Annotated in this window: 25 protein-coding genes; 12 read left to right on the top strand and 13 right to left on the bottom strand. The window is 64.3% G+C overall.

Annotated elements, in window-relative coordinates; translation table 11 throughout:
- Positions 1–17 precede the first annotated feature (17 nt).
- Entirely contained in the window at positions 18–2,138 is a 2,121-nt protein-coding gene (locus ACZ6O0_RS41720) for a hydantoinase/oxoprolinase family protein (RefSeq protein ID WP_465770633.1), read from the bottom strand.
- A gap of 296 nt (positions 2,139–2,434) precedes the next feature.
- Between ACZ6O0_RS41720 and ACZ6O0_RS41715 the strand changes: the two genes are divergently transcribed.
- From ACZ6O0_RS41715 to ACZ6O0_RS41690, 6 genes are all read left to right on the top strand, one after another.
- On the top strand, positions 2,435–3,136 hold the full coding sequence (locus ACZ6O0_RS41715; RefSeq protein ID WP_465770632.1) for an SDR family NAD(P)-dependent oxidoreductase: 702 nt from the start codon (positions 2,435–2,437) through the stop codon (positions 3,134–3,136).
- The gene (locus ACZ6O0_RS41710; RefSeq protein ID WP_465770631.1) at positions 3,133–3,924 is read left to right on the top strand and encodes a PfkB family carbohydrate kinase; all 792 of its coding nucleotides are present in this window, start codon (positions 3,133–3,135) and stop codon (positions 3,922–3,924) included. The genes ACZ6O0_RS41715 and ACZ6O0_RS41710 overlap by 4 nt, the downstream gene beginning before the upstream one ends.
- A gap of 169 nt (positions 3,925–4,093) precedes the next feature.
- Positions 4,094–4,831 carry a GntR family transcriptional regulator gene (locus tag ACZ6O0_RS41705; RefSeq protein ID WP_465770684.1) on the top strand — a complete coding sequence of 246 codons (738 nt, stop codon included), beginning with the start codon at positions 4,094–4,096 and terminating at the stop codon, positions 4,829–4,831.
- 283 nt (positions 4,832–5,114) lie between these two features.
- Entirely contained in the window at positions 5,115–6,128 is a 1,014-nt protein-coding gene (locus ACZ6O0_RS41700) for an SIS domain-containing protein (protein WP_465770630.1), read from the top strand.
- A 13-nt stretch (positions 6,129–6,141) separates the two neighbouring features.
- On the top strand, positions 6,142–6,513 hold the full coding sequence (locus ACZ6O0_RS41695; RefSeq protein WP_465770629.1) for a dihydroxy-acid dehydratase domain-containing protein: 372 nt from the start codon (positions 6,142–6,144) through the stop codon (positions 6,511–6,513).
- Positions 6,514–7,061: 548 nt separating this feature from the next.
- On the top strand, positions 7,062–7,874 hold the full coding sequence (locus ACZ6O0_RS41690; RefSeq protein WP_465770628.1) for a carbon-nitrogen hydrolase family protein: 813 nt from the start codon (positions 7,062–7,064) through the stop codon (positions 7,872–7,874).
- A gap of 640 nt (positions 7,875–8,514) precedes the next feature.
- Here the strand turns inward: ACZ6O0_RS41690 and ACZ6O0_RS41685 are convergent.
- The 5 genes from ACZ6O0_RS41685 to ACZ6O0_RS41665 all read right to left on the bottom strand — a co-directional run bounded on the left by ACZ6O0_RS41685 (position 8,515) and on the right by ACZ6O0_RS41665 (position 13,633).
- Complete coding sequence (locus ACZ6O0_RS41685; protein ID WP_465770627.1) at positions 8,515–9,405, bottom strand: carbohydrate ABC transporter permease; 891 nt, start codon at positions 9,403–9,405, stop codon at positions 8,515–8,517.
- A gap of 15 nt (positions 9,406–9,420) precedes the next feature.
- The gene (locus ACZ6O0_RS41680) at positions 9,421–10,341 is read right to left on the bottom strand and encodes a carbohydrate ABC transporter permease (protein WP_465770626.1); all 921 of its coding nucleotides are present in this window, start codon (positions 10,339–10,341) and stop codon (positions 9,421–9,423) included.
- Between the two features lie 48 nt (positions 10,342–10,389).
- The gene (locus ACZ6O0_RS41675; RefSeq protein ID WP_465770625.1) at positions 10,390–11,751 is read right to left on the bottom strand and encodes an ABC transporter substrate-binding protein; all 1,362 of its coding nucleotides are present in this window, start codon (positions 11,749–11,751) and stop codon (positions 10,390–10,392) included.
- Positions 11,752–11,843: 92 nt separating this feature from the next.
- Positions 11,844–12,713 (bottom strand): cyclase family protein, encoded by an 870-nt coding sequence (locus tag ACZ6O0_RS41670; protein ID WP_465770624.1) that lies wholly within the window; start codon positions 12,711–12,713, stop codon positions 11,844–11,846.
- Positions 12,714–12,805: 92 nt separating this feature from the next.
- On the bottom strand, positions 12,806–13,633 hold the full coding sequence (locus ACZ6O0_RS41665; RefSeq protein ID WP_465770623.1) for a PfkB family carbohydrate kinase: 828 nt from the start codon (positions 13,631–13,633) through the stop codon (positions 12,806–12,808).
- A 187-nt stretch (positions 13,634–13,820) separates the two neighbouring features.
- On the opposite strand from ACZ6O0_RS41665, the gene ACZ6O0_RS41660 reads away from it, so the two are divergent.
- The 6 genes from ACZ6O0_RS41660 (at position 13,821) to ACZ6O0_RS41635 (ending at position 18,287) form a co-directional block, all read left to right on the top strand.
- Complete coding sequence (locus ACZ6O0_RS41660) at positions 13,821–14,834, top strand: LacI family DNA-binding transcriptional regulator (protein ID WP_465770622.1); 1,014 nt, start codon at positions 13,821–13,823, stop codon at positions 14,832–14,834.
- Between the two features lie 184 nt (positions 14,835–15,018).
- Positions 15,019–15,144 (top strand): hypothetical protein, encoded by a 126-nt coding sequence (locus ACZ6O0_RS41655; RefSeq protein WP_465770621.1) that lies wholly within the window; start codon positions 15,019–15,021, stop codon positions 15,142–15,144.
- Positions 15,145–15,179: 35 nt separating this feature from the next.
- Complete coding sequence (locus tag ACZ6O0_RS41650) at positions 15,180–15,584, top strand: dihydrodipicolinate synthase family protein (protein ID WP_465770620.1); 405 nt, start codon at positions 15,180–15,182, stop codon at positions 15,582–15,584.
- Positions 15,585–15,655: 71 nt separating this feature from the next.
- Entirely contained in the window at positions 15,656–16,051 is a 396-nt protein-coding gene (locus tag ACZ6O0_RS41645; protein WP_465770619.1) for a beta/alpha barrel domain-containing protein, read from the top strand.
- Between the two features lie 1,002 nt (positions 16,052–17,053).
- Positions 17,054–17,713, top strand: a complete 660-nt coding sequence (locus tag ACZ6O0_RS41640; RefSeq protein WP_465770618.1) for an HAD hydrolase-like protein — start codon at positions 17,054–17,056, stop codon at positions 17,711–17,713.
- Positions 17,714–17,807: 94 nt separating this feature from the next.
- On the top strand, positions 17,808–18,287 hold the full coding sequence (locus ACZ6O0_RS41635; protein ID WP_465770617.1) for an Lrp/AsnC family transcriptional regulator: 480 nt from the start codon (positions 17,808–17,810) through the stop codon (positions 18,285–18,287).
- On the opposite strand, the gene ACZ6O0_RS41630 is transcribed toward ACZ6O0_RS41635, so the two are convergent.
- The 7 genes from ACZ6O0_RS41630 to ACZ6O0_RS41600 form a co-directional block, all read right to left on the bottom strand.
- Entirely contained in the window at positions 18,274–19,680 is a 1,407-nt protein-coding gene (locus ACZ6O0_RS41630; RefSeq protein WP_465770616.1) for an aldehyde dehydrogenase family protein, read from the bottom strand. The two genes, ACZ6O0_RS41635 and ACZ6O0_RS41630, sit on opposite strands and share 14 nt — an antisense overlap.
- The gene (locus tag ACZ6O0_RS41625; protein ID WP_465770614.1) at positions 19,673–20,761 is read right to left on the bottom strand and encodes a homoserine dehydrogenase; all 1,089 of its coding nucleotides are present in this window, start codon (positions 20,759–20,761) and stop codon (positions 19,673–19,675) included. The genes ACZ6O0_RS41630 and ACZ6O0_RS41625 overlap by 8 nt, the downstream gene beginning before the upstream one ends.
- A gap of 250 nt (positions 20,762–21,011) precedes the next feature.
- Positions 21,012–22,352, bottom strand: a complete 1,341-nt coding sequence (locus ACZ6O0_RS41620; RefSeq protein WP_465770613.1) for an MmgE/PrpD family protein — start codon at positions 22,350–22,352, stop codon at positions 21,012–21,014.
- A 94-nt stretch (positions 22,353–22,446) separates the two neighbouring features.
- Positions 22,447–23,367: a MurR/RpiR family transcriptional regulator gene (locus ACZ6O0_RS41615; RefSeq protein ID WP_465770612.1), complete on the bottom strand. Its 921-nt coding sequence runs from the start codon at positions 23,365–23,367 to the stop codon at positions 22,447–22,449.
- A gap of 2 nt (positions 23,368–23,369) precedes the next feature.
- Entirely contained in the window at positions 23,370–24,149 is a 780-nt protein-coding gene (locus tag ACZ6O0_RS41610) for an amino acid ABC transporter ATP-binding protein (protein WP_465770611.1), read from the bottom strand.
- Complete coding sequence (locus ACZ6O0_RS41605; RefSeq protein WP_465770610.1) at positions 24,146–25,099, bottom strand: amino acid ABC transporter permease; 954 nt, start codon at positions 25,097–25,099, stop codon at positions 24,146–24,148. Before ACZ6O0_RS41605 ends, ACZ6O0_RS41610 begins: the two co-directional genes overlap by 4 nt.
- 31 nt (positions 25,100–25,130) lie before the next feature.
- The gene (locus tag ACZ6O0_RS41600) at positions 25,131–26,039 is read right to left on the bottom strand and encodes a transporter substrate-binding domain-containing protein (protein ID WP_465770609.1); all 909 of its coding nucleotides are present in this window, start codon (positions 26,037–26,039) and stop codon (positions 25,131–25,133) included.
- Between the last annotated feature and the right edge of the window lie 4 nt (positions 26,040–26,043).

Genomic DNA, 26,043 nt, shown 5'->3' with positions numbered 1-26,043 from the left:
CCCGAGTCGATGTTGGTTCAGTTGTCATCGTCAGCCCCCTCAAGGTCGGCGATCACGAGGTTGCGATGCTCGTCGACAGTCATGACCTGGCCGGCGAGCAGCAAGGTGGTCGCATCCATCTGGTCAACGACGGCCGGACCGTCAATTCGGTCGCCGGACCAGAGACTGTCTCGTTGGTAGATCCTGCAATCCGTCCAGCCCCCCGCCTCAGGCATGTAGACCCGTCGTGAGCTGTCCTTCTTCGCGGTGGTCGCATGCGCCTGCTGCTCAAGGACCGTGTGGCCGCCGGTCTGCGCCACTGCCTCGACGCGGAAGGTGACAGCTTGCACCTGCGCGTTCTCGCTGCTGTGCGAAAACAGGCGCTGGTGCGCTTCGTCAAAGTCGGCTCGTAGTTCTTTGAGGTAGGTCGCGTCAACAGATCCGGGGCCGGCCGGTACGTTCACCTCGTGGTTCTGGCCGAGGTAGCGCAAGTCGACGCTTCGCTTGATGACTCGGTCAGCCGTGGGAACGGCTTCGGTCTCGAACCAGTCCGCTGCCTGGCGCTCCAGGTCCGCGAAGGATTCGGCGAATTGCCCGATGCTTTCGGCCTCGAGCATTGTTCTTCGGGTCGCCGAGAAGCTCATCTGCAGGTCCGTGAGCAGAAGACCAAGTCCGCAGAGCACACCTGGGGTCGGCGGGACCAGCACGCGCCGAATGCCGACCTCGCGTGCGAGCCTGGCCGCGTGGAGCGGTCCCGCACCGCCGAAAGCGACGAGCGTGAAATCGCGTGGGTCGAAGCCTCGCTGTACCGAGACTGTCCGGATCGCGCGGGCCATGTTCGCGTTGACGATCGTCAGGATTCCGTGAGCAGTTTCCTCAGTCGACATGCCGAGCTGGGTGGCAAGACCACCGACAGCGTCGCGGGCAAGGCCCTCGTCGATGGGCAGCTCACCACCGAGGAGGTGGGTGGGGTTGAGCGAATGGAGAACGACGTTGGCGTCGGTGACCGTGGCGTCGGTTCCCCCCTCCCCATAACACGCAGGGCCCGGACGGGCACCCGCACTAGCCGGACCGACCTTGAGGTGCCCACCGGCATCCACATGGGCGATCGAACCTCCGCCCGCTCCCACTGCAACGATGTCGAGCATCGGCGTCCGAACCGGATAGCCGGCCACCTCGCGCCGATTGGCCGCTACCGGCGTGCCATTCGCAACCAACGCGACATCGGTAGACGTGCCGCCCATGTCGAACGTGATGATGTCCTTGAATCCGGCGCGCTTCGCGATCTCCGCGGCGGCGATCACGCCGGTACTGGGGCCAGACAGGACGGTACGGACCGGCAGCTGCGCAGCGGTGCCGAACGACATGATTCCGCCGTTGCTCTGCGTTATGTGCGGCGTCACGTTCAAATGAGATTCGCTCAGACGCGGCGCCAGAGTGGAGAGATACCGCGATACGAGCGGACCGAGTTTGGCGTTCATGACGACGGTTGTGAGCCGCTCGTACTCGCGGAACTCCGGATTCACCTCGTGCGACAGGCTTACGTACGCGGTGACGCCCTCCTCTGCGAGGATTTCGGCGACGCGACGCTCATGCGTGCCGTCGATGTGGCTGTAGAGGAAGCACACAGCGACTGCGTCGACTCCCTGGTCCTTGAGTTCCCGTGCGACCTCACGCATCACTTCATCGTCGAGGGCGACGCGGGTTTCGCCTTCGTAGGTGAGGCGTTCGGCCACCTCGAAGCGCAAACTGCGGGGCACGAGGGGCGCTGGCTTGTCCGCTTGGAGGTCGTAGAGATGCAGTCGTTTCTGCCGGCCGAGCTCGAGCAGATCACGGAAGCCGTCTGTGGTGATGACAGCGGTCTTGGCGCCGCGGCCTTCGATGATCGCGTTGGTCGCCACCGTCGTCCCGTGGCCGAAATAGCTGACGCGCTCCCGATCGCTTTCTCGGGGAAGGCTTTCGCGGAACGCTGACACGATTCCCGTGCCGGGGTCGCTAGGGGTCGACGAGACTTTGTGAATGCGCAGGGTTCGTGTCTGTTCATCCCAGACACAGGCGTCCGTGAACGTACCGCCAGAATCGACGCCGACTCGAATGGTGTCGCTGTGATGTCTCACGTTCCTCCGTGGGGTGCGTGCTGGCTTGGCCATCTTCGTCATTGCTCCGACCGCTCTGCCGCGCGCCGACTCGGCGGTCGACCTTGGTAGAGGCACAGAACAGCGGCTGAATCCGACGCCTTCGAGTCCTCGACCGAGATCATTCGCCTCGCCAGCGCCCTTAGTTGCCAGACAAGTGCCTGGGTCGTCTGACTGCCAACGTAGGGCCCGGACATGCGAGCGTCAAGGGATCGACGATCTCGGAGCAGCAGTTCAAATAGATCGGGGTCTTGTCTGATGTTAGAATGACTCATCAGACAGCGTGACAGCCAAGGGCTAGGAGGCAGCTCATGCACTACGTGGTCACGGGCGCGGCCAGCGGGATTGGTGCCGCGATCGCGCGCCGACTCACTGAGGAGGGCGACGTCGTCACTCCTTGGGACCTGCTGCCAACTCAAGGAGCCGAGCCCGTCGACGTCACGTCGAGCGAGTCGATAGCGGCCGCGACGGCAGCGCTCCCGGCCAGCATCGACGGCGCGGTGCTCGCCGCCGGCATATCCCGGATGGGCCGCCTTGAGGACACCACTGACGATGACTGGGACTCCCAAATGAGGGTGAACGCCTTCGGCGTGTTCGCCTGCCTGCGCGCGCTCGCTCCGCGCACCCATAACGGTGGAGCCTTCGTGATCGTGGATTCGGTCGGCGGACTCCGAGGAGCTCCGTACCTGTCGGCGTATTGCGCCTCAAAGTTCGCGGTGACCGGACTCATCGAGTCAGCAACACCGGAGCTGGCGCAGCGTGGTATCAGAATCAACGCTGTGTGCCCGATGTACGTGCGAACTCCGATGGAGTTCCGCGAGCTGGAATGGGAGGCCGGACTCACCGGGAAAACGCCGGAGCAAGTGTTCGCCGGATATGTCCGCGGTACCCCTCTCGGCCGGGTCGCGGAGCCGGAGGAGATCGCCGGGTCCGTACGCCACCTGCTGTCCGACGAGAGTCGCTACACCACTGGTTCGATGCTCGTTGTCAGTGGCGGCGCACACCTCGGGCCGGCGCTGTGACGGGACGGCGCGTCGCCGTTGTCGGCGACAACACCATCGACCGGTTCCTCGGCGACGAGCCGCACGACCTCGTCGGCGGCAACGCCGTCAATGTCGCAGTTCAGCTCACCATGGCCGGACATCATGTCAGTTACTACGGCGCGGTGGGACCCGATGAGGACGGCAATCGGATCCGGCTCGCCATCGCGGAAATGGGCGTCGATATTCATGGCCTGGTTGTTCGGAACGGACGGACCGCCGTCACCGAGATTGCCCGCTCCCCCAGCGGTGAGCGCCACTTCGTCCGCGAAGACTTCGGTGTCACCGCCGAGTACGTGCCCGATCCAGCCCATCTGGACGAGATCGCCGCCGCGGACTGGGTTCACATCGGCATGCAGCCAACCGCCAGCGCAGTCCGCAAAGACCTCCTCCGGCGCGCCTCCGGAATGCGCATCAGCCAAGACAGCAGTGTCTCTCCCGGACACGACAACATGTATGTCAGCTTCTTGTCCGGCGGTGAGGACGCCGCAGCTGAGTCCCTGGCCACCGAGATACTCGCCGCCGGCGCACAGATCGCCGTGGTCACCCTCGGCGCCGCCGGGGCGTACGCCGCCGACGCCGGCGGCGCGACCGTGTGCGTGCCCGCTGTCCCTGCCCAGGTCGTAGATACAACAGGAGCCGGCGACAGCTTCATCGCCGGTTTCGTGAGCGCCCGGCTAACCGACGCGGATCTGCAAACTGCGATGGAGAACGGTGCCGCGTTCGCCGCGCGCACGTGTGCACATGTCGGCGGGTGGGCCCAATCGTGACCCGGCCCGCCCACGTGGCTGGTGAGCTCCCAGCCACGCTCCCGGCGGCCAGTCGCGACCCGGCCAACGACGCGCCGACGCTACGGCCACACCATGGATCGGTCCAGGTACGGTTGAGACTTGTCTGAGGATCAATCCAAGGATCGAACAAGTTCGACGGAGGGTGGAGATGGCTCACAGTGCGGGCGACCGGTCCAAGGGCTCAATGACGAGCCAGGTTCACGGCCTCCTGACGCGGCTCATCGGAACCGAGCTCAAGCCGGGCGACCAGCTTCCATCTGAGCCCGAGCTCTCCGCCCGCTACTCCGTTTCCCGCTCAACGATCCGGGAAGTGCTCAAGCTGCTCGAACAAGACGGACTCGTGTACGCGGTACAGGGCCGAGGACGGTTCGTCTCACCGCTCGGGGCCTTCAGTGTGGAGCGCCCGGTGACACGCTACGAGTCACTGACCGACATGTTGGACAGCCTTGGATACAAGGTCACAACGGTCGTCCTTGACGTTCGTGAGATCGAAGCGCCACCACGAGTCGCTCAGCTGCTCGATCTCTCCGCGGGCGAGAAGGTCATCCAGTTGACGCGGCTCCGCCTCAACGGCGAGGACCCGCTCGTCTTCAACCTCAACATGGTGAGGCGGGACGCACTTCCGGGCTCCCTTACCTACCGGGACTGGGCATCCTCACTTGTCAGTGCACTCGAGGGCCACGGGCACTTTATCGAGTCGTCCGCAGCTCGGATCAGCGCCACGAACCTCCCACAGGACTTCGTCGATCGCTACAACCTCGGCGGGCTCGACCCGTGGTTGGCGATCGAGGAGACCTGCATCACCCGTGACGGCATCCGCGTTCTCTACGCGTGCGACTACCACCGTGGCGACCTGATCGCGTTCAACGTCTTACGGCGCCGCTGAAGTCGCCGCCGGCCACCCAATGGCCGTCGGTGACTTCAGTAGCACTCTCGCCGGCCGACGGCAGGACCCTGCCTCGGCAGTGTGCGACATCCCAAGTGCTCTCGCACCAGCACCGCGCAGCTAGGCCAGTCCGGCCGTGAGGCGCGGCGCTCGCATGTGCCCGTTCGCTTGGCTGGCACCTCGATGATCTGCGAAGGCGACAGTCTTCAATACCCGGACGCATTCCCCTATTGCCCGACACTTGCTACTGTTGTCAGACAAGTAGATGCGAGATCGGAGTGCAATGCTGAACATCTCTGAAGACCACCACATCCGAGTCCAGTCGGGCGCAATCACTTTGGCGGACGCGATCCGCTCGGCGGTCCACGCCGAACTCGACGCCGGAGCGAAGAACGTCTTCTTCGCGAGTGCGGGTGGCGTCGCGTTCCTGAGCCTCCCTGCGGTCAAGCTGCTCGAAGAGCGGTCGTCGTTCCCGGTCTATGCTCCGCGCGCCGCGGAACTCGTCGAGAACGGCAACGTCAACCTCGGCCCGAACTCGCTGGTGGTGTTCACCTCCGTGTCGGGAACGACAAAGGAAGCGATCAGCGCACTCGAGTACGTCCGGTCGCGCGGAGCCCGCACGCTGACGCTGGTCGGCACGCGGGACACCCCGCTGGCGCAGCTGGCCGACATGAGCTTCTTCAACGAGACTGCCGATGACACGTCGAGTGAGAACTTCATGCTGCAGACGCTGTTCGTCGCACTCGCCATCATGGACCATCGCGGCGAGTTTCCGAGCTGGAAGTCGACGCTGTCCGAAATCGAGACACTCCCCGCGTCGCTCATCAGTGTGAAGCGAGCCTTCGAAGACCGAGCCGCGGACCTTGCGGCACAGATGAAGGACGAGCCGAACCACATCATCACCTCGGCCGGGAACACCTGGTTCGCGGCGTGGTACTACGGGATGTGCATCCTTGAGGAGATGCAGTGGATCTGGACCCGCCCGGTCCACGCATCTGACTTCTTCCACGGCACGCTGGAACTGGTCGAGGACGGCGTCTCCGTGTTGTTGCTGAAGGGCGAGGATGGTGGCCGGCCACTCGAGGATAGGGTCGAGGCCTTCGTGCCGCGATATTCGGCCAAGCTGCGCGTGATCGATTCGAGTGAGTTCGACCTGCCGGGGATCTCGCCCCAGACCCGCCCCCTCGTGTCCCCGATCGTCCTCGCGACCGCGCTTGAGCGTCTTAGCGCGCACCTTGAGGTTGTCCGCAGTCATCCGCTGTCGACGCGTCGGTACTACAAGCGGATCGCCTATTGATCATGCTGCGGCCATGCGGCTTCCGACCGCGGCCACCGGAGCTGGCGTGCCCGCCGGTGCGGCCTCGGCCAGCGACTACACTCCTTGCCATCGGCAACTGTCCGAGTTGGTGAGTTCAGTTGTTCGCGGGATCACGGCGTCCGGTGGGCCGGCGATGGAGTTCCCGATGATCTCGCTCGGGAAGAGTTTCCTCGAACCAACATCGAAGGTGTACCGGAACCTGATGGCGATGGACGTCGGGGAATTGGCCGGGGCCCAGCCTACAGGCGGCCGGGTACCCCCGATACCCAGCGAAGCTGGCGCGGGCCGGTGTACGGAGCATAGTGCGGATCTCGGACCGCGCGGACGAGCGGTACGCCCTACAGGACGATTGTGCTGCACGTGACGCCAGTGGCGGGCCGCTTGTGTTCGTCGCAGCGGCGATCTCACCTGGTTGTCGGTCGCTTCCGGCGCATTGGACCTGCTATTCGAGCCGGACGAGCTCGAATACCGTCGTGCGGCACTTGAGCCGGGGGGCGAACAGGGACTGAGCGGCTACCGCAGGCTGCTACGTGATCACGTCCTCGGTGCGGACCGGCTGCGACTTCGACTTCTGTTGCCCTCCGGCTGACCACGGTCGCGGATCTCGGTAAGAGCCTGCCTGGTCCGACGAGCGTCCCGCGCTCGCAGATCGTTTGCGCGCGTGGCGATCGAGCCCCGCGCGTGTCTCGGGGATCCCGTGCATGGATCGATGCGGCGATCGGCCCCGGCGCTGGGGACGAGCCAGGCCCGGTTCTGCGCCGGCCCATTGAGCAGCAGCGCCTCGCGCGCGAGCACGCGGCGCCGAGCCGAATTCGTGACGAGTACGACCGCAAAGCCCGCTGGCGGCGCAGACCCGCCCACGGGATCACGGCGTTAACCCCCAATCCACCGATCCGATAGAGAGGTACCACCATGCGCGTCGCCATCTGCCAGTTCGCTATAACCGATGATCCGGTCACCAACGCCGCCACCATTGACACGTTCGCCGCGCAGGCGGTGGCAAAGGACGCCCGCCTGCTGCTCGCCCCGGAGTCCGCCCTGGTGCGCTTCGGGGACCCGACTCGGCCCGTCGGTCCATTCGCTCAGTCCCTCGACGGGCAGTTTGTTTCGGACCTCGCGAAAGCCTCCTCCGAGCACGACGTTGCGATCGTGGCTGGCAGCTACACCCCGGGCGAAGACGAGCGCGCCCGCAATACCCTGGTCGCGATTGCGGGCGGCGAGCTGATCGCCCACTACGACAAGTTGCATCTTTATGATGCGTTCTCCCACATGGAATCCGCGACGATCGAGCCTGGGACCAACTCGCCGGTGACCATCGAGGTCGACGGCATCCGATTCGGGCTGGCCACCTGCTACGACCTCCGGTTCCCGGAGATCTTCCGAGTGCTCCTCGACCAGGGCGCCCAGACCTTCTTGCTACCGGCGGCGTGGATCCGTGGACCGGTGAAAGAGGAACACTGGTTCACGCTGCTACGGGCCCGAGCGATCGAGAACACGGCGTACGTGGTGGCGAGCGGCGAGTCTGGCGCGCAGTGCATCGGCCGCTCCACTGCCTTCGACCCGCTCGGATTACAGCTGGCAGACCTCGGAGCCGATGCCGGCGTCACTGTGGTCGAGATCGACCCAGAGCGGGTCGCGGAGGTGCGCCGGATCGTCCCGTCCGTGGCCAACCGCCGGTTCGAAGTCGTGCCTGCCTCATCAAGCACTGCAGGCCGCCCTCTGTGACCGTCGGGGAGTTGAAGGTTCTCGCGAGACCACGGTCTACCCATAGCCAGGTTGGAAGGTTCCGACGGACTCCAACTCCGACATCGACACCTCAGCCCGATGCAGCTGGCTGCCGTGGCAGAGACCGCGGTGGATGCTCATGTCGGCCCAACAAGCGGAAACGCCCGAAGGTCTGTGGATCTGATGGCAAGAGTGTCTGGCAATCGCCGACGGGCGGGCACTCAACGCGATGGACGACACCTTTGGAGTACCTGACCGCGTTCAAAGGCAACGGCCGGCGCCTCCGGCATGGCCAGGAACCGCTCAGATGGCCTGGTAGTGCGTAAACACAGTTTGCTTGCCGGCTCACTCTTTGCGTCAGATGCCCTTCCGTGAAGCTAGCATCGTCCGCTCGTACCGCTGACAGCGGTACGAGCACTTGCCGCTCCGCCTTGGTGTCGCAGAGCATCGCCTCCAACAGCTCGTCAGCGCGCAACCTCATCTCCCGTCGTGGGACGTGCAGACCGATGAAGTCGATGTCGGGCGCAACCGACCGGGTTGAATCACCAAGCGCGATCACCGACAGCTCACTCGGAACTGCGACACCGCGGTCAGCCGCCGCTTCGACCAGCGCGTCGAGCATTGCCCCGAGCGGACGCGTCTATCGCAGCCCTCCGGAGCTGAGGCCTTCGCGGAGGTATCGCTGCCCGAGGATGAAGACGCCGAGGGCTGGTATGAACGACAGCACGACGCCGGCTAGAACCACCGACACGCTTCCGCTGCCCAGTTCGCCCTGAAGACTGACCAGTCCGACGGGGAGGGTGAAGTTCTGCTCGCTGTCCAAGAAGATCAGGGGCCTGAAGAACTCGTTCCAGTGGTAGCTGAAAGCGAGGACTCCCACGACTGCCACCCCGGGAAGGCTCAGCGGCAGATAGATCGAGCGGAAAATCCGCCACTGCGAGCAGCCGTCGATGAGCGCGGCTTCTTCCCAGTCACGGGGCAGGCTGAGGTAGAACTGCCGCATCAGGAAGGTTCCGAACGCAGTTGGCCACGCGGGCAGGATCAGAGCGAGGAGAGTGTCGCTGAGGTCTAGCTCGCGGATGAGGATGAAGACCGGGACGATCGTCGCCTGGAGGGGGATCATCATGGTGGCCAGGACGCCGGCGAACAGGGTCCGCTTGAACGGAAACTTGAACCGGGCGAAGGCGTATCCCGCCAGTGCAGCCGAGAACATCTGTCCGACCGCGATTGCGACCGTGACGATGGCGCTGTTCTCGAAGTAGAGGGAGAAGGGGACGCGGTCGAAGACGGCGGTGTAGTTCTCCCACTTGAAGTCGGTGGGGATCCACTTGGGTGGCAACCGGAACGACGTTGCGGGATCGCGCAGTGAGGTGGCCACCGCCCACACCAGTGGTGAGAGGACGAGAACCGCGACGCACGTGAGCGCCGCGATGCGCAGCAGTTGTCGCGGGGTCTGCCCGAGCCATGGACGCGACGCGAGTGGTGGCGTCGAGAGCTGAGTCGGGGGCGGCCGGGTCTGGGTGTGATTCACGCTGAGGGGTTCCTGTCACTGATAGAAGACCAGGTTGCGGCTGAGGCGGAATTGGAGGGCCGTGACTGTCGCGATCATGGCGAGCAGGAAGACCGAGACCGCCGACGCTCGCCCGAATTGCAGGTTCTCGAAGGCAAAGCGGTAGATCGTCATGACCATCGTCGTCGTGGCGTCACCTGGGCCGCCGCGGGTCATGACGTACGGCTGGTCGAAGACCTGCATCGCGTGAATGATGCTGATGACGCTCGCGATGAGGATCGTCGGGCTGAGCAGCGGGAGGGTGATGTACCGCAGGGTTCGCCAGCCTGTGGATCCATCGACCTCGGCGGCCTCGTAGACGTCTGCGGGGATGGCCGCCAGCCCGCCCACGAAGATGAGGAAGGTCAGGCCGAACTGCTGCCAGACATAGGCGATGACGACTGCGAGCATCGCCCAGCCGCCCGACGTCAGCCACGGGATCCCTTCGACGCCCAGCTTGGCCAGGTAGTAGTTCACCGGGCCGAACTTGTCGTTGAACAGATAGGTCATGACGATCGAGATCGACGCGGCTGAGGTGACGACCGGGAGGAAGAACGCAGATCGGAAGATCGAGTTGAGGAAGCGGGGCAGACGTTTCCGCAGGGCGAGCGCCAGGGCCAGCGAGACACCCAGTTGCAGGGTGACCGCCAGACACACGAAGCGAATCGTGTTCAGAAGGCTGGAGACGATGAGCGGATCATCTGCGATGGACCGGTAGTTGTCGATCCCGACGAACTTCGGCGGGGACAGGATGTCCCATTCGTAGAAGCTCAGCAGGACGGACGCGACGATCGGTCCGACGGTGAAGATCGCGACCCCGGCAAGCGTGGGTGCGAGGAACGCGTAGGCGAGCAGCGAGTCCCGTGATTTGCGTCCGCCCGGACTGTCCCGCCAGGGTGGCGAATAGCGGGCTGGCATGATGTGACACCTCCATTGGCTGTGTTCGGTGAACTCCCCCACTTGCACCTACTTCTTCAAGATGCCCTCGAGCGCTTGCTGCATCTGGTCCAGCGCCTGCTTCGGGCTGATGCTGCCGTTGGCGCCAAGACCCACGTACTGCGTAAAGGCAGAGGTGATCTCGTTCGACTTCGGAGGAGCCGGCAGCGGACCGGTGTCGGGGAACCGGTCGAGCGTGTCGTAGAACGTCCGCCAGTTCGACGGCCCGGTCTTCGAGTACCTGTCGGCCGTGAGCAGGGACCGCCGGGCGGGCGTCGTTGAGTTGTCCCGGGTCACGGACTCGAGGGCAGGCTTGGAAACCGAGTACTTCAGGAACTCCCACGCCGAATCCTTGTCCTTCGCAGACTTCATAATCATGTAGCCCGACGCACCGAACTGGTGGCGCTGAGTCCGCCAGCGCGGGAAGAACTGAACATCGAAGACGTCGCTTGCCATGCCTGCGTTCGCCAGGCCTCCGGCCCAGGACCCGCCACCCGGGGCCATCCCGACGGCGCCGCTCGCGAACAGTCCCTGAACGGACACTGACGCACCTTGTTCCGGTGCCGGGGCGAGACGGCGCGACACGAGATCGCGAACGAACTGGAGGGCCTCGACGTTCTTCGGATCGTTGGCGATCGGGGTGGTCCAACGCCATCCTCCACCGCGCGAACCGGCGGCGTCCTTGGGGTAGAACTCGCCCCATAGCCATTCACCGCCTGGAGCGCGCTCCTCGGTCAGCAGGTTGGAGCCGTTGACGAACATCCACGGCAGAAGTCCGCCGAACAGACTGTTGGCCCAGTAGAACGCGGAGGTATCGCGCGACTTGGCAGTGCGGCTGATCGCCGCTGCTGCCGCAGAGAAGTCCTCGACCGTCCAGTTGGCGGCGGGAGCCGCGAGGCCTGCCTTCTGGAAGAGCGCCTTGTTGTAGATGATGTTCGCCGCGTTGAACTTGAAGGGCAGCGAGTAAAGGCTGCCCTCGTACATCATCGACTCCGTCAGGGAGGGATGGACGTCGGTGAAGTACTCACGCAGATCGTTCTTGTTGTTCCTCACGTAGTCGTCCAGTGGCGCAGCCAGACGACTCGCGAACAGCTGCGTGCCCTCGGTCGCGACCTCGACGAGGTCCGGGGCGTTGCCAGAGGCGACCTGGGTCAGGATCTTGGTGAAGAAGTCGTTCCAGTCCTTTCCTTGGATGGGCACTAGGTCGACCTTGAGGTCGTTGTGTGCCGCCTCGAACTCCTGGACCATCTGCTTGCGCGACTCGACCGATTGGGATGCGCCGAACACCGCTACCCGGATGGTTTTAGTTCCTCCCGAGGACGTCTTGGTGTCGGACCCGGTGAGCCGGCCGCAGCCGGCCACAAGCGCTGCGGCACCGCCGATCTGGAGCATGTTGCGGCGTGGTAGCTGACGAGACGTACGGCCGTCTTGGTTCATGGCTTCCTCCAACACTGGAGATCCGTTTGATGTGGTTGTTAGTGCGCTCAGCGCAGGGCGATGGCGTTAGGCGGGGATCCGACTCCGCCGATCAGGTTCAGCGGCTTCGCGACGACCATGAAGTCGTAGACGCCGTCAGCGGCGCAGGCCTGCGCCAGTTCGTCGAGGTGCCACAGTTCGCCGAGGCACATGCCGAGCAAGGCGATGAGATCCGGGTGCAACATCCCTCGGAAGTTGCCGACGAACGGAGAGTCCGCGGCCGGCGGCCGGGCCTCCACCGCGATCGTGTCGCTGGCGACGATCGAGAAGTGGTTGTCCCACAACCACTCGACGGTCTCCACGGACTGAGTCAGCCCGCTGGACCGTTCGTGGCTGGGAAGCTCGGAGCGACCCTGAGCGTCGAGCTCGTGGAAGTAGTAGTGCGCCCAGCCGGTTCGAATGAGAAGGATGTCTCCGTCCTCGAAGGTCACCCCGGCTGAGGCGGCCACCTCGTCCAGGAGGTTGACGTCGAAGGCCTCTCCCGCAAGCTGGTCGAGGGCGCGCCCCTTCGCCCGCAGATATGCGTCGACGTCGAGCAAAACGCCGCGACCGACCAACCCCTTCTCCGACCAGTGCTGGATGCCGATGTCGGGGGTGCCAGGACGCACGGTGTCGTCGGAAACCCCGCCGTAAAAGCCGTACTTCGGATGACGGTGATGCCGCAGACCGTCGAACTGCGAGGTGCCCTGCAAATAGAACGCGTCGAGGTAGTCGTCGCGATTGTTCGCGTGCATCGGCACGATCGTGTGCTGCGCCAGCCGGCGAGCTGGAGCCGGTGTCGGTGCGAACGCGTTGATGGGATAGTCGAGATTGAAGACCGCCCCGTGCCGCACCAACTGCGCCGCGCGCAGGGCTCGCTCTTCCGTGAGCAGGTTCACCGTCCCAAGCTGGTCTCCATCGCCGAACAGCCCCCAAGAGGAGCCAGGCGGTGCGTCGGTGCGACGTCGCAGTTCGGAATAGGTCGGCAGGTTCATCGGTCCTCCGTCTCCACGGCATCCAGATAGCGGTGCGGCTGTTGCGGCCAGCCGCCGAGGTGCAGGCACGTATTGCTTGCCGCCTGGGTGGCCCGGCTCAGCCCCAGGGACGGTGACTCGCCCGCCAGATGAGCCAGCACGAACTCCGCGATGAAACTGTCTCCCGCTCCGCACGTGTCGACGGCCTCGATATGACGCGCCGGACACTCGAACAGGGTGGCCCCATCGAAATAGAGGCTCCCCACAGACCCGCGCGTCACCAGAGCGGCACGGCTGCCACCTTGCACGGCCGATTGAGCCAAGCGCTCCGCCTGCTCGGGCGTGCTGCCCGGCCAGGAATAGCAACCGAGCGCCAAACCCTCCAGGCCAACGGTCGTGTGATGGGTCGAGAAGTCATAGCTGACCGGCACCTCGCCGGTCACGGCCAGCACACGCCCGATCAAGGCTTCGTCACCGGCGACGTGCACCCAGCTCGCCCGGGCCAACTCGGAGGGCATGCGGCGGTCCGAGTGGAACGCCTTGACGATCTCGTAGTCCTCGTGAATGACGACGCGCTCGCCGTCACGGATGCCGATCTCTGTGACGGCGGTAGCGAACCCCGGCAGCCGAACCATGCCGGAGACGTCCAGTGGGAGCGCGACCAGCATCTGTGTCAGCCGGTCTCCGTTCGCGTCGTCCCCGACTGCGCCGAAGAACTGAACCTCCCGCCCAACGAGGGCCCAGTGCGCCGCGACGTTGAGTGCGTTACCACCCGCGGTGAGAAGGCCTTCGCTGGTGTAGGCATCCAGGCAGCAGTCGCCCACTGTGGTCAGGTGGCCCCTCATCTGTCTCCAGTCGTTTGGTCGCTGCTCGGCCCACGCGACACCCGGCTATTTGCGGATCAGTCAGGTATGCTGGCCTGCGATTGAGAACGTTATCAACGGAATCTTGCACACCCGTCAGGCGTCGTCAACCAGTCCTGTGAGATCGTTATCAATGCACCGAGGTCTCAGTCGTGGGATGGAGTCAGGTATGGCCGCAACGATCCGTGACGTGGCGCGTGCTGCCGGGGTTTCCCAAGCGACCGCGGCCCGGGCGCTACACGGCTACGGTTCGGTGAGCCCAACCTCGCTCGCGAAGGTGCTCGACGCCGCCGAGCGCATCGGCTACCGGGCCAACCGGGTCGCTCAGGCGCTGCGCTCGGGACAGCTCCGGTCAGTCGGCCTGATCGCCAGCGATATCGAGAACCCCTTCTTCGCCACCGTGGCCCGTCACCTCTCCGACGCCCTCGACGCTGAAGGTTTCACCCTCCTGGTGGCAAGTTCGGACGAGCGGGCAGACCGGGAGCAACGGATCATCGATACCTTCCAGACGCAGATGGTGGCCGGCCTGGTCGTCGCGCCTGCGGCACGCGACGACCTGTCACATCTGAGCGCCGTCATCGATGCCGGGATCCCGCTCGTCTTAATCGACCGGTCCGCGAAGGGCATCGCCGCCGACACGATCCTGGTCGACAACTTTGCCGGCGCGACCGCGGCGGTGGCTCATCTCATCTCCTTCGGCCATCGCGCAATCGGCGTCGTGACCGACGACACCGCCATCCAGACCTCAGCCGAACGACTCGATGGCTACCAACGCGCGATGAGCTCCGCCAACCTCGAGCTAAACCCCGCCCACATCGTCATGGGCGAGTCGACACGACGAGGTGGATATGCGGCCGCCTATCAACTGTTGAAGTCCCCGACTCGCCCCACGGCAGTCTTTTCCACCGACAACTTCATGACGGAGGGCGTCCTGGGTGTCGCCCGGGATCTAGGCCTGCGCATCCCCCACGACATCTCGGTCGTCGGGTTCGACGACTTCGACCTGCTCACCTTCGTCTCGCCTCCCATCACCGCAGTCGCTCAGCCGACCGGCCAGCTAGGGGTCACAGCGGCCGAGTTACTGATCACCCGGCTCAAGGGGAGCGACGCTCCCTTGCGACACATAAGGCTGCCCACGGAGTTGATCAGAAGGAACTCCTGCGCTCCTCCAGCACAGAGCTGACGAGTACGCCAGGGAGCGGAGCCGACCGGTCGGCGTCTCTGCCAACGCGTAGGCCCACACCCAGCGACCTCCCTCCAGTTTCAGATCTCACCCCCGACCCGAGTGACCCTGGGGCTTCTCACCCGCCCTCCAGTCGTCGAGCCGTCAGCTGGACATTGTTAGCGCATCCGACAAGCTAGAAGGGATGGAGACCCACTCCATGCTCAACGTCTCTCCCGCTCGCCACCTGGCGCTGCCGCAGGAGCTGCTCACCACCCGGCGCCACTCCCAGCTGGTCGAAAAGTCATCATCGCTGCGGGCGCAACGATGAGTCGACATACCTTTCGCCTCTCGCAGCCTCTTGTCATGCTGATGAGCGGAGTCGACCACACGGGCACGGTCGACCCTGCGCGTATGTCGGCGCTGGTGCGCCACATTGCCGGTGCCGGATTCACCGAGTTCGTGATAACCGGAGTGGTGGGCGAGCTCCACGACACCGATGCAGCCGAGCGCGCCACCCTTCTCGGCGCGGTCCACGCCTCGCTGAGCAACTCAGCACGCGCTCACGTCATTGTCGGCATCCCTGCAGCCTCTGAGGTCGCCGAAGAAGCGGAACACCTACGCGACCTCGGGGCCGACGCCATCATGCTGTTCCCCGGGCAAGGACCCGCTGCGTGGAGCGAACTGTCGGCCGCCAGCTCAGCTCTCGATTCACGGGGGATCCCTTCCTCATTGACTACGACGGCGTCTCGATCGAAGAACGCCGGATAGCAGGATGCGCTTCGCGAGAATCGCTACTGGCCATCAAGTACGGCTCGGCTGATCCCCAAGGATGGCGCCGGATGCGCGCCACCCTCCATCCGGAGTTTCCGCTCATCTTCGGCGGCGGCGATGATCTCTCACCTCGTTTCCCCGACGCGGCGACCTTCACCAGCTCGGCGGCCAATGTCGCGCCCTACCTCGTACGCCGCCTTGCACAGAGCCTCGACGCCGCCGCACGCCGAAATCAGACCGTCCGGGACGAGGCGCCAAATTTTCAAGAGTTGCGACGCTGGGCAGCTCTCCGATCGTCGCGACCCCGCTATGCCACTGCCGTCATCAAGCGCGCGTTGTCTGCACGCGGGATGTCGGTAGGTGCGGTTCGGACCCCCGAAAACCGCTTCCGGCCCGAGGACGAGGAAGAGCTCCGCGCCATCGTCGAGGAGTTGGTCACGCAAGACACGGCTGCACAAGGGTGACAACGCGGCAGGTGAAGGCGAGACGGCGTAATCGCCTTCTCAGCGACAACCTTTGAGACTGCCCGCGCTGGCCTCGAGTACGACGAGGGCCGGATCGACCCTCGTCAGCGATCTTCGGCTGGCGGACAACCCACTCGCCGCGACGTTTGCGCGACGCGCCGCTCCGACCGGGGTCAGCCAGCGGAGGCGGACCGACGCAGTGAAGACCCTGAGTGAGTCGGGCCGCCGTAGGGATCGGAGCCGCTGGTCGCGAGATCCGCTCACCCGCGTCATTCACTGTGGCACATTCTCGGGGACGCCCGACAAGAACGCCGCTCGGTGGCGCGTGACGATCCCCGCGCGCCGACCAGCCGTTGCCCGCTACATGTCTCCTCCTGTTTCCGACCTCGATCTCCCGCCGGTGCCTGCACTCCCCCGGCTTGTCGCGGCCGGCGATCGACCTGGCGACGCGGTTGCGTGGGCCAAGGAGCCTGAGATACCACAGCCAGTCGCTCTCGTGAGCCAGCTATCCACTTCCGCCACCCACGATTACTCGCCTTGGGTGAGAGTGCCTCGCCGACTGACGTCGGCATGAGCGGAGATCGGCGTGGGTCGAGCTCGTGCTGAGGCGAGTTGGATGGATCGCGTGGGTGGTCCAGGAGGCGCTCTCACGAGCCGTGAGGTGTCACTAGTTTGGCGGCCTTCGCGTGTGACCAGACGAGGTGAATGTGCATGCACCTGAGCCACGGGGTGGACGTCAGTCCAGCTGAGTTGTGGCGAGCGCCGCAGGCGGTGCGGAGGGAGCACGACCCACGTCCCTGTTGAAGATCATCCAGATCTTACGTTGACAGAAGAAATATCTACGATATTGTACAGATCAGCCCTCGTGTTGAAGCGCGACTGCTTCGGCGTGGGTGCAACTCCGGTCGCCCCGGGTTGAACTTGTGCGCTGGTCGATGTGTGCGGAGCGGCGACCGCTCGCCCCCTAGGCCGGAACCGGCGCGGAAGGATCCCAACGACCAAATGACAGCCAGTTGTCTTCTCCTGGACCTCGACGGCACGCTGGTGGACTCCGCCCCGGGCATTGTCGTCAGCGCCGCCGCAGCACTGAGCGCGGTTGGTGCCGATGTGCCCAACGAACGGACGTTGCGCACGTTCGTCGGCCCACCAATGTACGAGTCATTTCGACGAGCGGTGGGGCTTGATGAATCGACCGCGAAGCGGGCCTTGCTGGCGTATCGCAGGTTCTACGCAAACTCGGGCGCGTTAAACAGCGGGGTCTACGGCGGGATCCATGACATGTTAGACACTTTGTCCGCAGCCGGGATCCCGATGGCGATCGCCACGTCGAAGGTAGAGGACCAGGCCGAGCGGATCATCCGCCACTTCGGGTTGGCCTCTCATTTTGAGACGGTGTGCGGCACCTCTGATGAGGCCGGCCGGGTTTCGAAGGTCGACGTGATTCGCGAGTGCCTCACGCGGCTGCGCACCCTGGGCATCGACACTGCCGGTCCGCTGATGGTTGGCGACCGGGGCTACGACGTGGACAGTGCTTGCAGTGAGGCAATCCCAGCGATCCGCGTGTCGTGGGGCTATGGCGAGCCGTCGGAATCCGCACGTGCGATCGCGACTGCTGATTCGCCCGCGGAGCTCGTGATGATGGTGCTGGACAAGGTGACCTGAACGCGCCCCGTCGCCAGCGAGTCATAAGTGGCAACCGGCCGACATATAGACCGCGAGGCGACTCACCGCTATCTCCCCATTGGAGCCCTGTGGCATGGACACGACCGACGAGAAGATCATCACTGAACTGACTCGCAACGCCCGCATCTCGAGCGCCGAACTGGCCAAACGGGTGATGCTGTCCCGTACCGCCGTGCGCCAGCGCATCGATCGTCTCGAGCGCGAGGGACACATCGGGGGCTACACCATCGTCCGTGCCAATGAGCGCGAAGACGCTGACTTCGTTTCGGCTCTCGTCCTTGTCTACCGCCAGGACCGGATGCGCGGCGGCGAAGTGCTGGCGGCTCTCAAACGCATTCCGGAGGTCGTCCTCTGCGAAGTTCTCAGCGGAGACTTCGATCTGATGGCTCGGGTAGAGGCTCGATCGCTCGAACGCATACGCGGCATCTGGGAGGACATCGCCCACATGCCGGGCGTCAAGGACACCGTCACCGCGCTCACTCTCTCCCGCGTGATCAACCGGCCGCAGGCAACGACCTCCGATCCCCGGGCATCATGCACTAGCTGCGGTTGATGCACACCACCTTGGGCTGGGTCATCTCCTCGTAAGCGAAGCGCACGCCTTCCCGGCCCATGCTGCCGTGCTTGAACCCTCCAAAGGGCATGGCATCCAAGCGATAGTCGGAGGAGTCATTGATCATGACACCGCCCGCGTCCAACTGCTCCCCCGCCGCAAGAGCCTGCTCAAGGCTGGCGGTGAAGATGCCCGCATGCAGGCTGAAGTCGATCTCGTTGGCTCGGCCGATGGCCTCGTCGAAGGTATCGAACGGCTCGAGCAGCACCACCGGAGCGAACGCTTCTTCACACCAGATCGCACTGCTCCCCGAGACATTCTCCAGCACAGTCGGGGTCAGAAGTGCGCCATCCAGCTCGTTGCCGCACAACAGTCTCGCCCCACCGGCGACAGCAGAAGCGATCTTCGTGCAAGCCGAGCGGGCAGCAGCCTCGGTGATCATGGGGCCCACATCCGTCGACTCTTCCGCAGGGTCGCCGGTGCGTAGCCGGCGGGTTCGTTCGACGAAGGCCTCGCGGAACGGCTCGTACACCGCGCGGGCGACAAGTAGCCGCTGCGTACCGACACAGTTCTGCCCCGCTGCCCAGAATGCCCCGGAGACGCAGGACGCCACTGCCCGGTCCAGGTCGGCATCTGCCATGACGATCACCGGCGCGTTCCCGCCGAGATCCATCGCGAGCTTCTTAAGACCAGCCGATCGCGCGATCGCGTCACCGGTCGCGAAGCCCCCGGTGAACGAGACCATGAGCACTTCGGGCGCGGCGACAATAGCCGCGCCGAGTTCGGGGCCGCCGTTCACCACGGTCACGACCTCGTTCGGCAGTCCGGCCTCGATCAAGGTGTCGACCAACTCTTGCGCGGACAGCGGAGTGAGCTCGGATGGTTTGAGGATCACGGCGTTCCCGCCGGCGATCGCCGGGCCGAGTTTGTGCGCGACCAGGTTGAGCGGGTCGTTGTAGGGCGTGATGGCGGCAATGATTCCCAGAGGTTCGCGTGTGAACCAGCCCTGTCGGTTTTCTGAGCCGGCATAGGCGTCGAACGGCACCACTTCTCCCGCGTTGCTTCTGGCTTCGGCCGCCGACAGCACCAGGGTGTTCACTGCGCGGGAAACCTCCTTGCGTGCCTGGGTAATGGTCTTGCCCGCCTCACTCACGATCAGCGTGGCGAAAGACTCCGCACGTTCCTCCACTAGACGCGCCGCGCGATCTAGGAGGGAGGCCCGAGCCGCCCGTGACATCTCACGTGCCACGCCGCGGCCAAACCTGGCTCGCTGCAGGACGTCGCCAACGGCGGCGTGCGGGACCGTACAGACCGAACCGACGATCTCGCCGTTGTACGGGTTCAGGACGGCCGCTGTGTCCTCGCGAACGGCCGTGTATGTCGTTTCAGCCATCGATGGCCACCTCCGTCACCCGGCGGGTCGAAGTGGCTGGACCGTCGTGACGGCGCCGATGGAGCGCGATGATGTCCGACAACAGGGCGTACGCCGTCTCCACGCGACCGGCCCCAGGACCGGAGATCATGACATCGCCGAGCAGATCGGTGTGGAAGACCACCGCGTTGAGCGGCCCTGAGATCCCGGCCAGTGGATGGTCGGCTGCAAGTGCGACCGGCGCAACCTTGGCGTCAATCCCTCCATCGGCGCGACGCACGGCAGAACCGACCAGCTTCCAACGCAGGCCCTTCGACACCGCGTCTCGCACATCGTCAGCGGCGAGAGTGGATATCCCTTCGCGGAACACCTCATCGGTACCCAGTTCGGCGCCGAGCACCTCACTTGCGAGGATCTTTAGCTTGAGCTGGACGTCGTGGCCCTCGACATCCGCGGTGGGGTCGGCCTCCGCATAGCCGAGTTCCTGGGCCTCCTTGACTGCATCTTCGAAGTCGAGGCCGTCTTCGACCCGCCCCAGTATGTAGTTCGAGGTGCCGTTCAGGATCCCTTCGACACCGGAGATCCGGAGACCGCCGAGCATCTTGTCCGCCAATCGCAGGATAGGGGTACCGCTGAGCACCGTGCCTTCGAACTCGAAGCCGACGCCGCAGGCGGTCGCCAGCTCGCGCAGTGCCAGGCCATGCAGAGCCACCGGACCCTTGTTCGTAGTGCAGACGTGTTTGCCTGCCTCCAGCGCCCAGCGCACGTGGGACAGCGCGGGCTCTCCGTCCCGAGGGTTTGTGAATGTCGCCTCGACGATGACGTCGGCCGGAACCTCCCGAATGATCCACTCGTTACGTGGGTCGGCGCTCCCCCCGCCAATCTCGGAGAAGGCCAGATCCCCTGGCGCCGCTTCGAGTAGCGGGGCGAGCGCGATGCCGTCAGTATCCACCAACGATCCGGCCCGCAGGTCTGTGATCGCGACGACTCGCAGGGAAAACCCGAGCTCCGCGGTCAGTTCGTCGCCGCGCTCGACGATTAGCTCGGCCAGAGCCCGGTTGACACCGCCGAAGCCGATGAGTACGAGATCGTAATGAGTCATGTGCTGCCTCCTTTGCGGTCAGCGACGACCGCCGCTGCTCGACTGCAGACAGCCTCGCCCCGAAGAACGGCACCGCGTCCATGCCAGAACGATGGGACAGCCTGCCGATGTGAAGGTTGGGCCGCCGATCTGCTCGGACCTGCCATCTCGAAGTGGGGCACGGGACGGTCTAGGAATGTCGTCTGCGACGCCCGCGGTCTGCCTCAGTTCGTGGCTGCCGCGTCTAGCTGACGCCCTGCGCGTAACCGGATCACGCAGAAATGATGTCCACCACGCTGGGTTGGTTATCCAACTGCTGGAGCGCCACACTGAGCTGCTCGAGATCGGCCGGCTTGCAACTCGCCCGCGCAACGTTGCCCTTGAGTTTCATGAGGACGTCTCTCCAATCCACCGGGTCCGCTGGGGCCCCGCGCTGCACAGTGCGATACTCGGTCAATCGTGAACCGTCCCTGAAGACGACTTCGACAACCGGGGCATCCGATCCGTCATGCCAGCCAAGCATCTGGATCTTGGATGCGAGGTCTACTACATCGCGACGCTCGAGCGCTGGGGTCTCGAAGTCGTCTAGTGTCAACTCGCCCTGAATCAAGGCAGCAGCCACTGTGTAGTTCATGCTGAACTTGGCTTGGATCCCTGTTTTCGGCTGTGGGAAGCGCAAGTATCCGACGCATTCCTCGCGTGGCACCGCACAGTTGATCTGCGTAATTGCGGCGATGTCGAAGCGCGGATGTTGGCGGATTTGCAGTGCCGCGTCGATGGCGAGGTGGGTGCAGTTACAGCTGGGATAGAGTTTCACTGCGAGGCCAGGCGCGATGATCTCCCAGTCCTCACCCAGTGGCGGTAGCGCGATCTCAGAGAGAGATCCGTCTGTAAATGCGTCCAGGAAACCGGTTCGCGCTTCGAGGATATTGGTTCCCGCCGTGAAGCCGACTTCGGCGAGAGATGCTGCGCGAAACCCGGCTTCCGCTGCCTGGCCGCAGTGCATGCTCTTCATCATGGTTCCGGTGTTACCGAGTAGACCGCCGGCGGACGAGCTGGCGATCGCCAATGCGCGCTCTGCTTGAGCGGCATCGAGCCCGCGAAGATTCGCGGCAGCTGCCGCAGCTGCCAAAGTGCCGAGGGTTGACATCGTGTGCCAGCCCTTCCGCAGGTGAGCAGTACCTATGGCACGACCGAGCTTGCCCGCAACCTCGATGCCGACTATGTACGCTCGGATGAAGGCGCTTCCACTGGCTTGGGTGACGAAAGCGGTCGGCAAGAGCGCGCTGACGATCGGGGCGCTGGGATGGCCCTTCATCGAGTACTCGCTCGTGTCGTCAAAGTCGTCGGCATGAGCGCATGTTCCGATCAGCAATGCGGCCCGAGAGGGATCGCTGCAGTATCCCCATCCGGGTACGGGGACCCCGCCCAGGTCGGCACCCGAGGGGAATAACGCTGCCGTCAGAGCCTTGACGGGTTCAGATGCAGTTCCGGCGTAGATGCAGGAAAAAGTGTCCGCAATATGTAGCTTTGCTTGCTCTGTCACCGCGGGTGGGAGCTCCCGGACAGTCGCAACAAAATGAGCAAGCTGACTAGTAGCAGATGCAGCCATGGTGGAGAGGTTCCGTCCTCGTGTGCGGGACGAGCGTGCCATGCCCGTCAACGTGTGGCCGTACCACCGTCCAAAGCCCGGTGACGGACTCGGGTTATGGCGTTTCAGCCGCTTCGGCGATGGCCGGTCTGACTCCGGTACCCGGCTCGTAGCGGGCCACAATGTCGTGCACGAGTTCGTCGTGTTGGACGAGCCGAGCGAGAGCTGCGGGACCGATACTGCCGATGACGTCGGTCAGCAGCAATTCGGTGATGGCTATGGCGGCGGTCACCGGAGTGAGCACCGAGCTTGCTTGCTCGTCGAGGACGAGTGCCAGGTCGGCGACCTTGATCAACGGTGACATCCATGGATCGGTGATCAGGACGATCCTCGCGCCGCGTTCATGAGCCTGAGTGCTGAAGTCCACGGTTTCGATGTGATAGCGGCGGAAGTCGTAGGCCACGACGAGGTCGTCGCGCCCGATGTCCAGCAGGACGCGGGATTGAGCCCACCGTTCCCCGGGGACCTGGCTGACGCCAGGCCGAAGTAGCTGCAGCTCACGGGTGAGGTAGCCGGCGGGCAGGCCCCAGACGGATCCACCGATCACGTGGATTCGCGTTTTCGGTCGTGACACCAGCTCTGCGAACGTTCGTCGCTGCTCGGCCGACACCCCCACCAGGGATCGTTGGACCCCGGTGTAGATCCGTTCAGCGGGGGCGTCAAGCTCGTGTCCCCCGATGACCAGCTCCTCAGCAAGGTTCTGCTGCTGGCTGGACAAGCGCTTCTCGATCGCCGATCGGATCCGCGCCTGGAACGCTGCGTAGTTTTCGAAGCCGAGCCGGTTGATGAGACGAAGGACGCTCGGCGCGCTCACCTCGGCCTTGGCGGCCAACTGCGCTACCGTCTCCAGGCCCGAGACTGGGTACTCGTCGAGCAGTTGGCGAGCCACCGCTCGTTCGGCGGCCGGCAGCGTGCTCAGCAACTTGCTGAGATCGCGCGCGATATCACCTGACAGGTTTTCTGCTGCCTCTGTCACCGCTAGAGCACCTTTCCGAAGAATTCCCGAGCACGTGCCGTCTGAGGGTTGTCCAGGATCTCGCGCGCCGGCCCTTCCTCGAGGATCACTCCGCGGTCCATGAAGATAACCCTATCGGCGACTTCACGCGCGAAGCCGATCTCATGAGTAACGACCAGCATGGTGAGCCCCTGCTCTGCGAGGCGCCGCATGGTATCGAGTACCTCGCCGACCAATTCCGGGTCGAGGGCGCTGGTCGGCTCGTCGAACAGCATCGCACTCGGCCGCATCGCCAATGCCCGGGCAATGGCGACCCGTTGTTGCTGGCCACCCGACAGTTGCCGCGGGTAGGCGTCGGCTTTGTCCGGCAGGCCCACCGTCTCAAGGAGTTCGACTGCTCTTGCCCTCGCGGTGCCCTTAGGCTCTTTCAGAATCCCGACGGGCCCTTCGATGATGTTCTGCAGGACGGTCAAGTGCGGGAAGAGGTTGAAGCTCTGGAAGACCATCCCGATGCTGCGGCGTTGGGCGGCGGCCGCCCGCCTGCTCATGGGATAGATCTTCGTCCCGTGATACTCGTAGCCCACCAGTTCGCCGTTGAGTCGGATGTTCCCGCCTTGGATGGTCTCCAGGTTGTTGACCGAACGCAGGAGGGTGGATTTCCCCGATCCTGATGGTCCGAGTATGGCGACCACCTCACGTGGGCGCACTGTCAGCGATACTCCTTGCAGGACTGCCAGGTCGCCGAAGCTCTTATGTACGTCGTCGATCTCGATGACGGGGACGTCGGTCGTCGTGTCGCTCATGATTCACCCGCCCTGTTCCGCTCGATGATCCGCCGGGCACGCCGGGACTGCTTGTCTGTGCTATAGCGGTCGGCGCCCCGCGCGTAGTACCGCTCAACGTAGGTTTGGCCGACGTAGAGTACGGACGTCAGGGCTAGGTACCAGATCACTGCGACCGTGAGCAGCGGGATGATCTTGAAATTCTCGTTGTAGATGTGCTGCACGTTGTACAGCAGGTCCGACATGGCGATAACGCTGACCAACGAGGTGGCCTTCAGCATACTGATGAGCTGACTGCCGGTCGGGGGCACGACAAATCTCATGGCTTGGGGAACGATGATCCGGGCGTACATGCGGGATGAGTTCATACCGAGGGCGGTTGCGGCCTCGCGTTGCGCCGGATCCACTGCCATGAGTCCGCCACGGATGATCTCTGCCATGTAGGCAGCCTCGTTGAGGGTCAGCCCGAGAATGGCCGCGAACAACGGCGTGATGAGACTGTTCGTGTCCCAGTAGAGCAGGTCCGGGCCGAATGGAACGCCTATCGTGAGGCGAGGAAGCAGCGCTGAGAGATTATACCAAAACAGCAACTGCACCAGGACCGGAATCGCCCGGAGGATCCAGACGTAAACACCCGCGATGGCGTTGAGGAAAGGGTTCTTCGATAGTCGCATGCCGGCGACGACGGCGCCCAGTATCACGCCCAAGACCATGGATATGGCGGTGAGCTGGAGCGTGGTGAGGATGCCCTTCAGGATGGTGCCGTCGGTGATGAACTGGCCGACGACAGACCACTCGATCGCCTTGTTGGTAGCGAGGAACTGTGCAGCCTGCAATGCGGCAACGCACACGATCACACCGATGATGATGCTTGCGATCGGCGGCCGGTGACTAGCCTGGGCGACGTCAACCTTTGCCGCGTGACTTGTTCGCTCTTCGGGGCGCGTGCGGGATTGTGTTAGATGAAGCATGGCTCACTCCTGGTCTGCGGCAGACCCGCGTCTAGCTCTTGGCCAAGTTCAAGCCTGCGGCGGGCACGACGTTGGCGGTCAGCTTCCACTTCTGGAGGATCCGCGCGTAGGTGCCGTTCGCGATCAGCTTGTTGAAAGCCTTGACGAAAACCGGACTCAGCGGCGAGTCCTTGGGCAGGATGAGGCCTTGGTAGAGGTCTGGGAATCCGTTGGCGGTGTTGGTTCCGGTGATCTGCAGGGCACCGCCGGCCTGCTCCTTGTAGTAGTTCAACGGCGCCATCGCTGAGAACGCGGCGTCAGATCGGTCCGACTGGACTGCGAGGGTCATAGTCGGTAGGTCCGGGTAGGTCTGCTTGACGACGGCCGGCGCACCGCGTGCCACACAGGCCTCGGATGCGGCCGTGATCACCTTCTCGGTGGTACCGCCCGCCAACAGCGCGATGCGTTTACCGCATGTGTCTTCGATCTTTGAGATTCCGGCCGGGTTGCCGGTCTTCACCGCGAACACCACGTGTTCCTTGATCCAGTCGACGAAGTCGTTGCTGCCCTGTTTGCTGCGGGTATCGCCGGTTGGACCGAGCGAACCGTGGAAGCGGTTGGCAGCAATGCCTGTCTTGATTGCAGGCAGTCCCGCGACCGTGACGCGCTTGATGGTGACTCCGAGCTCCTGGCCCAGCGCATCTTCCATCTCGACTCCAGCGCCACTGATCTGCCCGCCGGCGCCACCTGGGATGTAGAACGGTGGCAGCGATCCGTAGTTCGCCAACGTGATCGTCTTGCTCTGCTGTACTTCGGGCGGCAGCTCGGAGAAGAGACTGCCATCACCCGACACGGGTTTGGCGGCGGTTTCGTCACCCGCGACCTGCACGCCGCAGCCGGCGATGAGCAGAGCGCTCGCGAGCGCGAGCAACGACCGTGCGTTTCGAGATTGCCGCTTCATAGCG

This window comes from Kribbella sp. NPDC048837 (genome assembly GCF_055586945.1).
Note: the sequence above shows the minus strand (reverse complement) of the source record. Positions and strands in the feature narration are given on the sequence as shown.

Excerpts from the sequence above, each read along its gene's own strand:
- ACZ6O0_RS41720 (WP_465770633.1), bottom strand. The coding sequence starts at position 2,138 with ATGACGAAGATGGCCAAGCCAGCACGCACCCCACGGAGGAACGTGAGA.
- ACZ6O0_RS41705 (WP_465770684.1), top strand. The coding sequence starts at position 4,094 with ATGGCTCACAGTGCGGGCGACCGGTCCAAGGGCTCAATGACGAGCCAG.
- ACZ6O0_RS41700 (WP_465770630.1), top strand. The coding sequence starts at position 5,115 with ATGCTGAACATCTCTGAAGACCACCACATCCGAGTCCAGTCGGGCGCA.
- ACZ6O0_RS41695 (WP_465770629.1), top strand. The coding sequence starts at position 6,142 with ATGCGGCTTCCGACCGCGGCCACCGGAGCTGGCGTGCCCGCCGGTGCG.
- ACZ6O0_RS41690 (WP_465770628.1), top strand. The coding sequence starts at position 7,062 with ATGCGCGTCGCCATCTGCCAGTTCGCTATAACCGATGATCCGGTCACC.
- ACZ6O0_RS41680 (WP_465770626.1), bottom strand. The coding sequence starts at position 10,341 with ATGCCAGCCCGCTATTCGCCACCCTGGCGGGACAGTCCGGGCGGACGC.
- ACZ6O0_RS41675 (WP_465770625.1), bottom strand. The coding sequence starts at position 11,751 with ATGCTCCAGATCGGCGGTGCCGCAGCGCTTGTGGCCGGCTGCGGCCGG.
- ACZ6O0_RS41665 (WP_465770623.1), bottom strand. The coding sequence starts at position 13,633 with ATGAGGGGCCACCTGACCACAGTGGGCGACTGCTGCCTGGATGCCTAC.
- ACZ6O0_RS41660 (WP_465770622.1), top strand. The coding sequence starts at position 13,821 with ATGGCCGCAACGATCCGTGACGTGGCGCGTGCTGCCGGGGTTTCCCAA.
- ACZ6O0_RS41655 (WP_465770621.1), top strand. The coding sequence starts at position 15,019 with ATGGAGACCCACTCCATGCTCAACGTCTCTCCCGCTCGCCACCTGGCG.
- ACZ6O0_RS41650 (WP_465770620.1), top strand. The coding sequence starts at position 15,180 with ATGCTGATGAGCGGAGTCGACCACACGGGCACGGTCGACCCTGCGCGT.
- ACZ6O0_RS41645 (WP_465770619.1), top strand. The coding sequence starts at position 15,656 with ATGCGCGCCACCCTCCATCCGGAGTTTCCGCTCATCTTCGGCGGCGGC.
- ACZ6O0_RS41640 (WP_465770618.1), top strand. The coding sequence starts at position 17,054 with ATGACAGCCAGTTGTCTTCTCCTGGACCTCGACGGCACGCTGGTGGAC.
- ACZ6O0_RS41635 (WP_465770617.1), top strand. The coding sequence starts at position 17,808 with ATGGACACGACCGACGAGAAGATCATCACTGAACTGACTCGCAACGCC.
- ACZ6O0_RS41630 (WP_465770616.1), bottom strand. The coding sequence starts at position 19,680 with ATGGCTGAAACGACATACACGGCCGTTCGCGAGGACACAGCGGCCGTC.
- ACZ6O0_RS41625 (WP_465770614.1), bottom strand. The coding sequence starts at position 20,761 with ATGACTCATTACGATCTCGTACTCATCGGCTTCGGCGGTGTCAACCGG.
- ACZ6O0_RS41620 (WP_465770613.1), bottom strand. The coding sequence starts at position 22,352 with ATGGCTGCATCTGCTACTAGTCAGCTTGCTCATTTTGTTGCGACTGTC.
- ACZ6O0_RS41610 (WP_465770611.1), bottom strand. The coding sequence starts at position 24,149 with ATGAGCGACACGACGACCGACGTCCCCGTCATCGAGATCGACGACGTA.
- ACZ6O0_RS41605 (WP_465770610.1), bottom strand. The coding sequence starts at position 25,099 with ATGCTTCATCTAACACAATCCCGCACGCGCCCCGAAGAGCGAACAAGT.
- ACZ6O0_RS41600 (WP_465770609.1), bottom strand. The coding sequence starts at position 26,039 with ATGAAGCGGCAATCTCGAAACGCACGGTCGTTGCTCGCGCTCGCGAGC.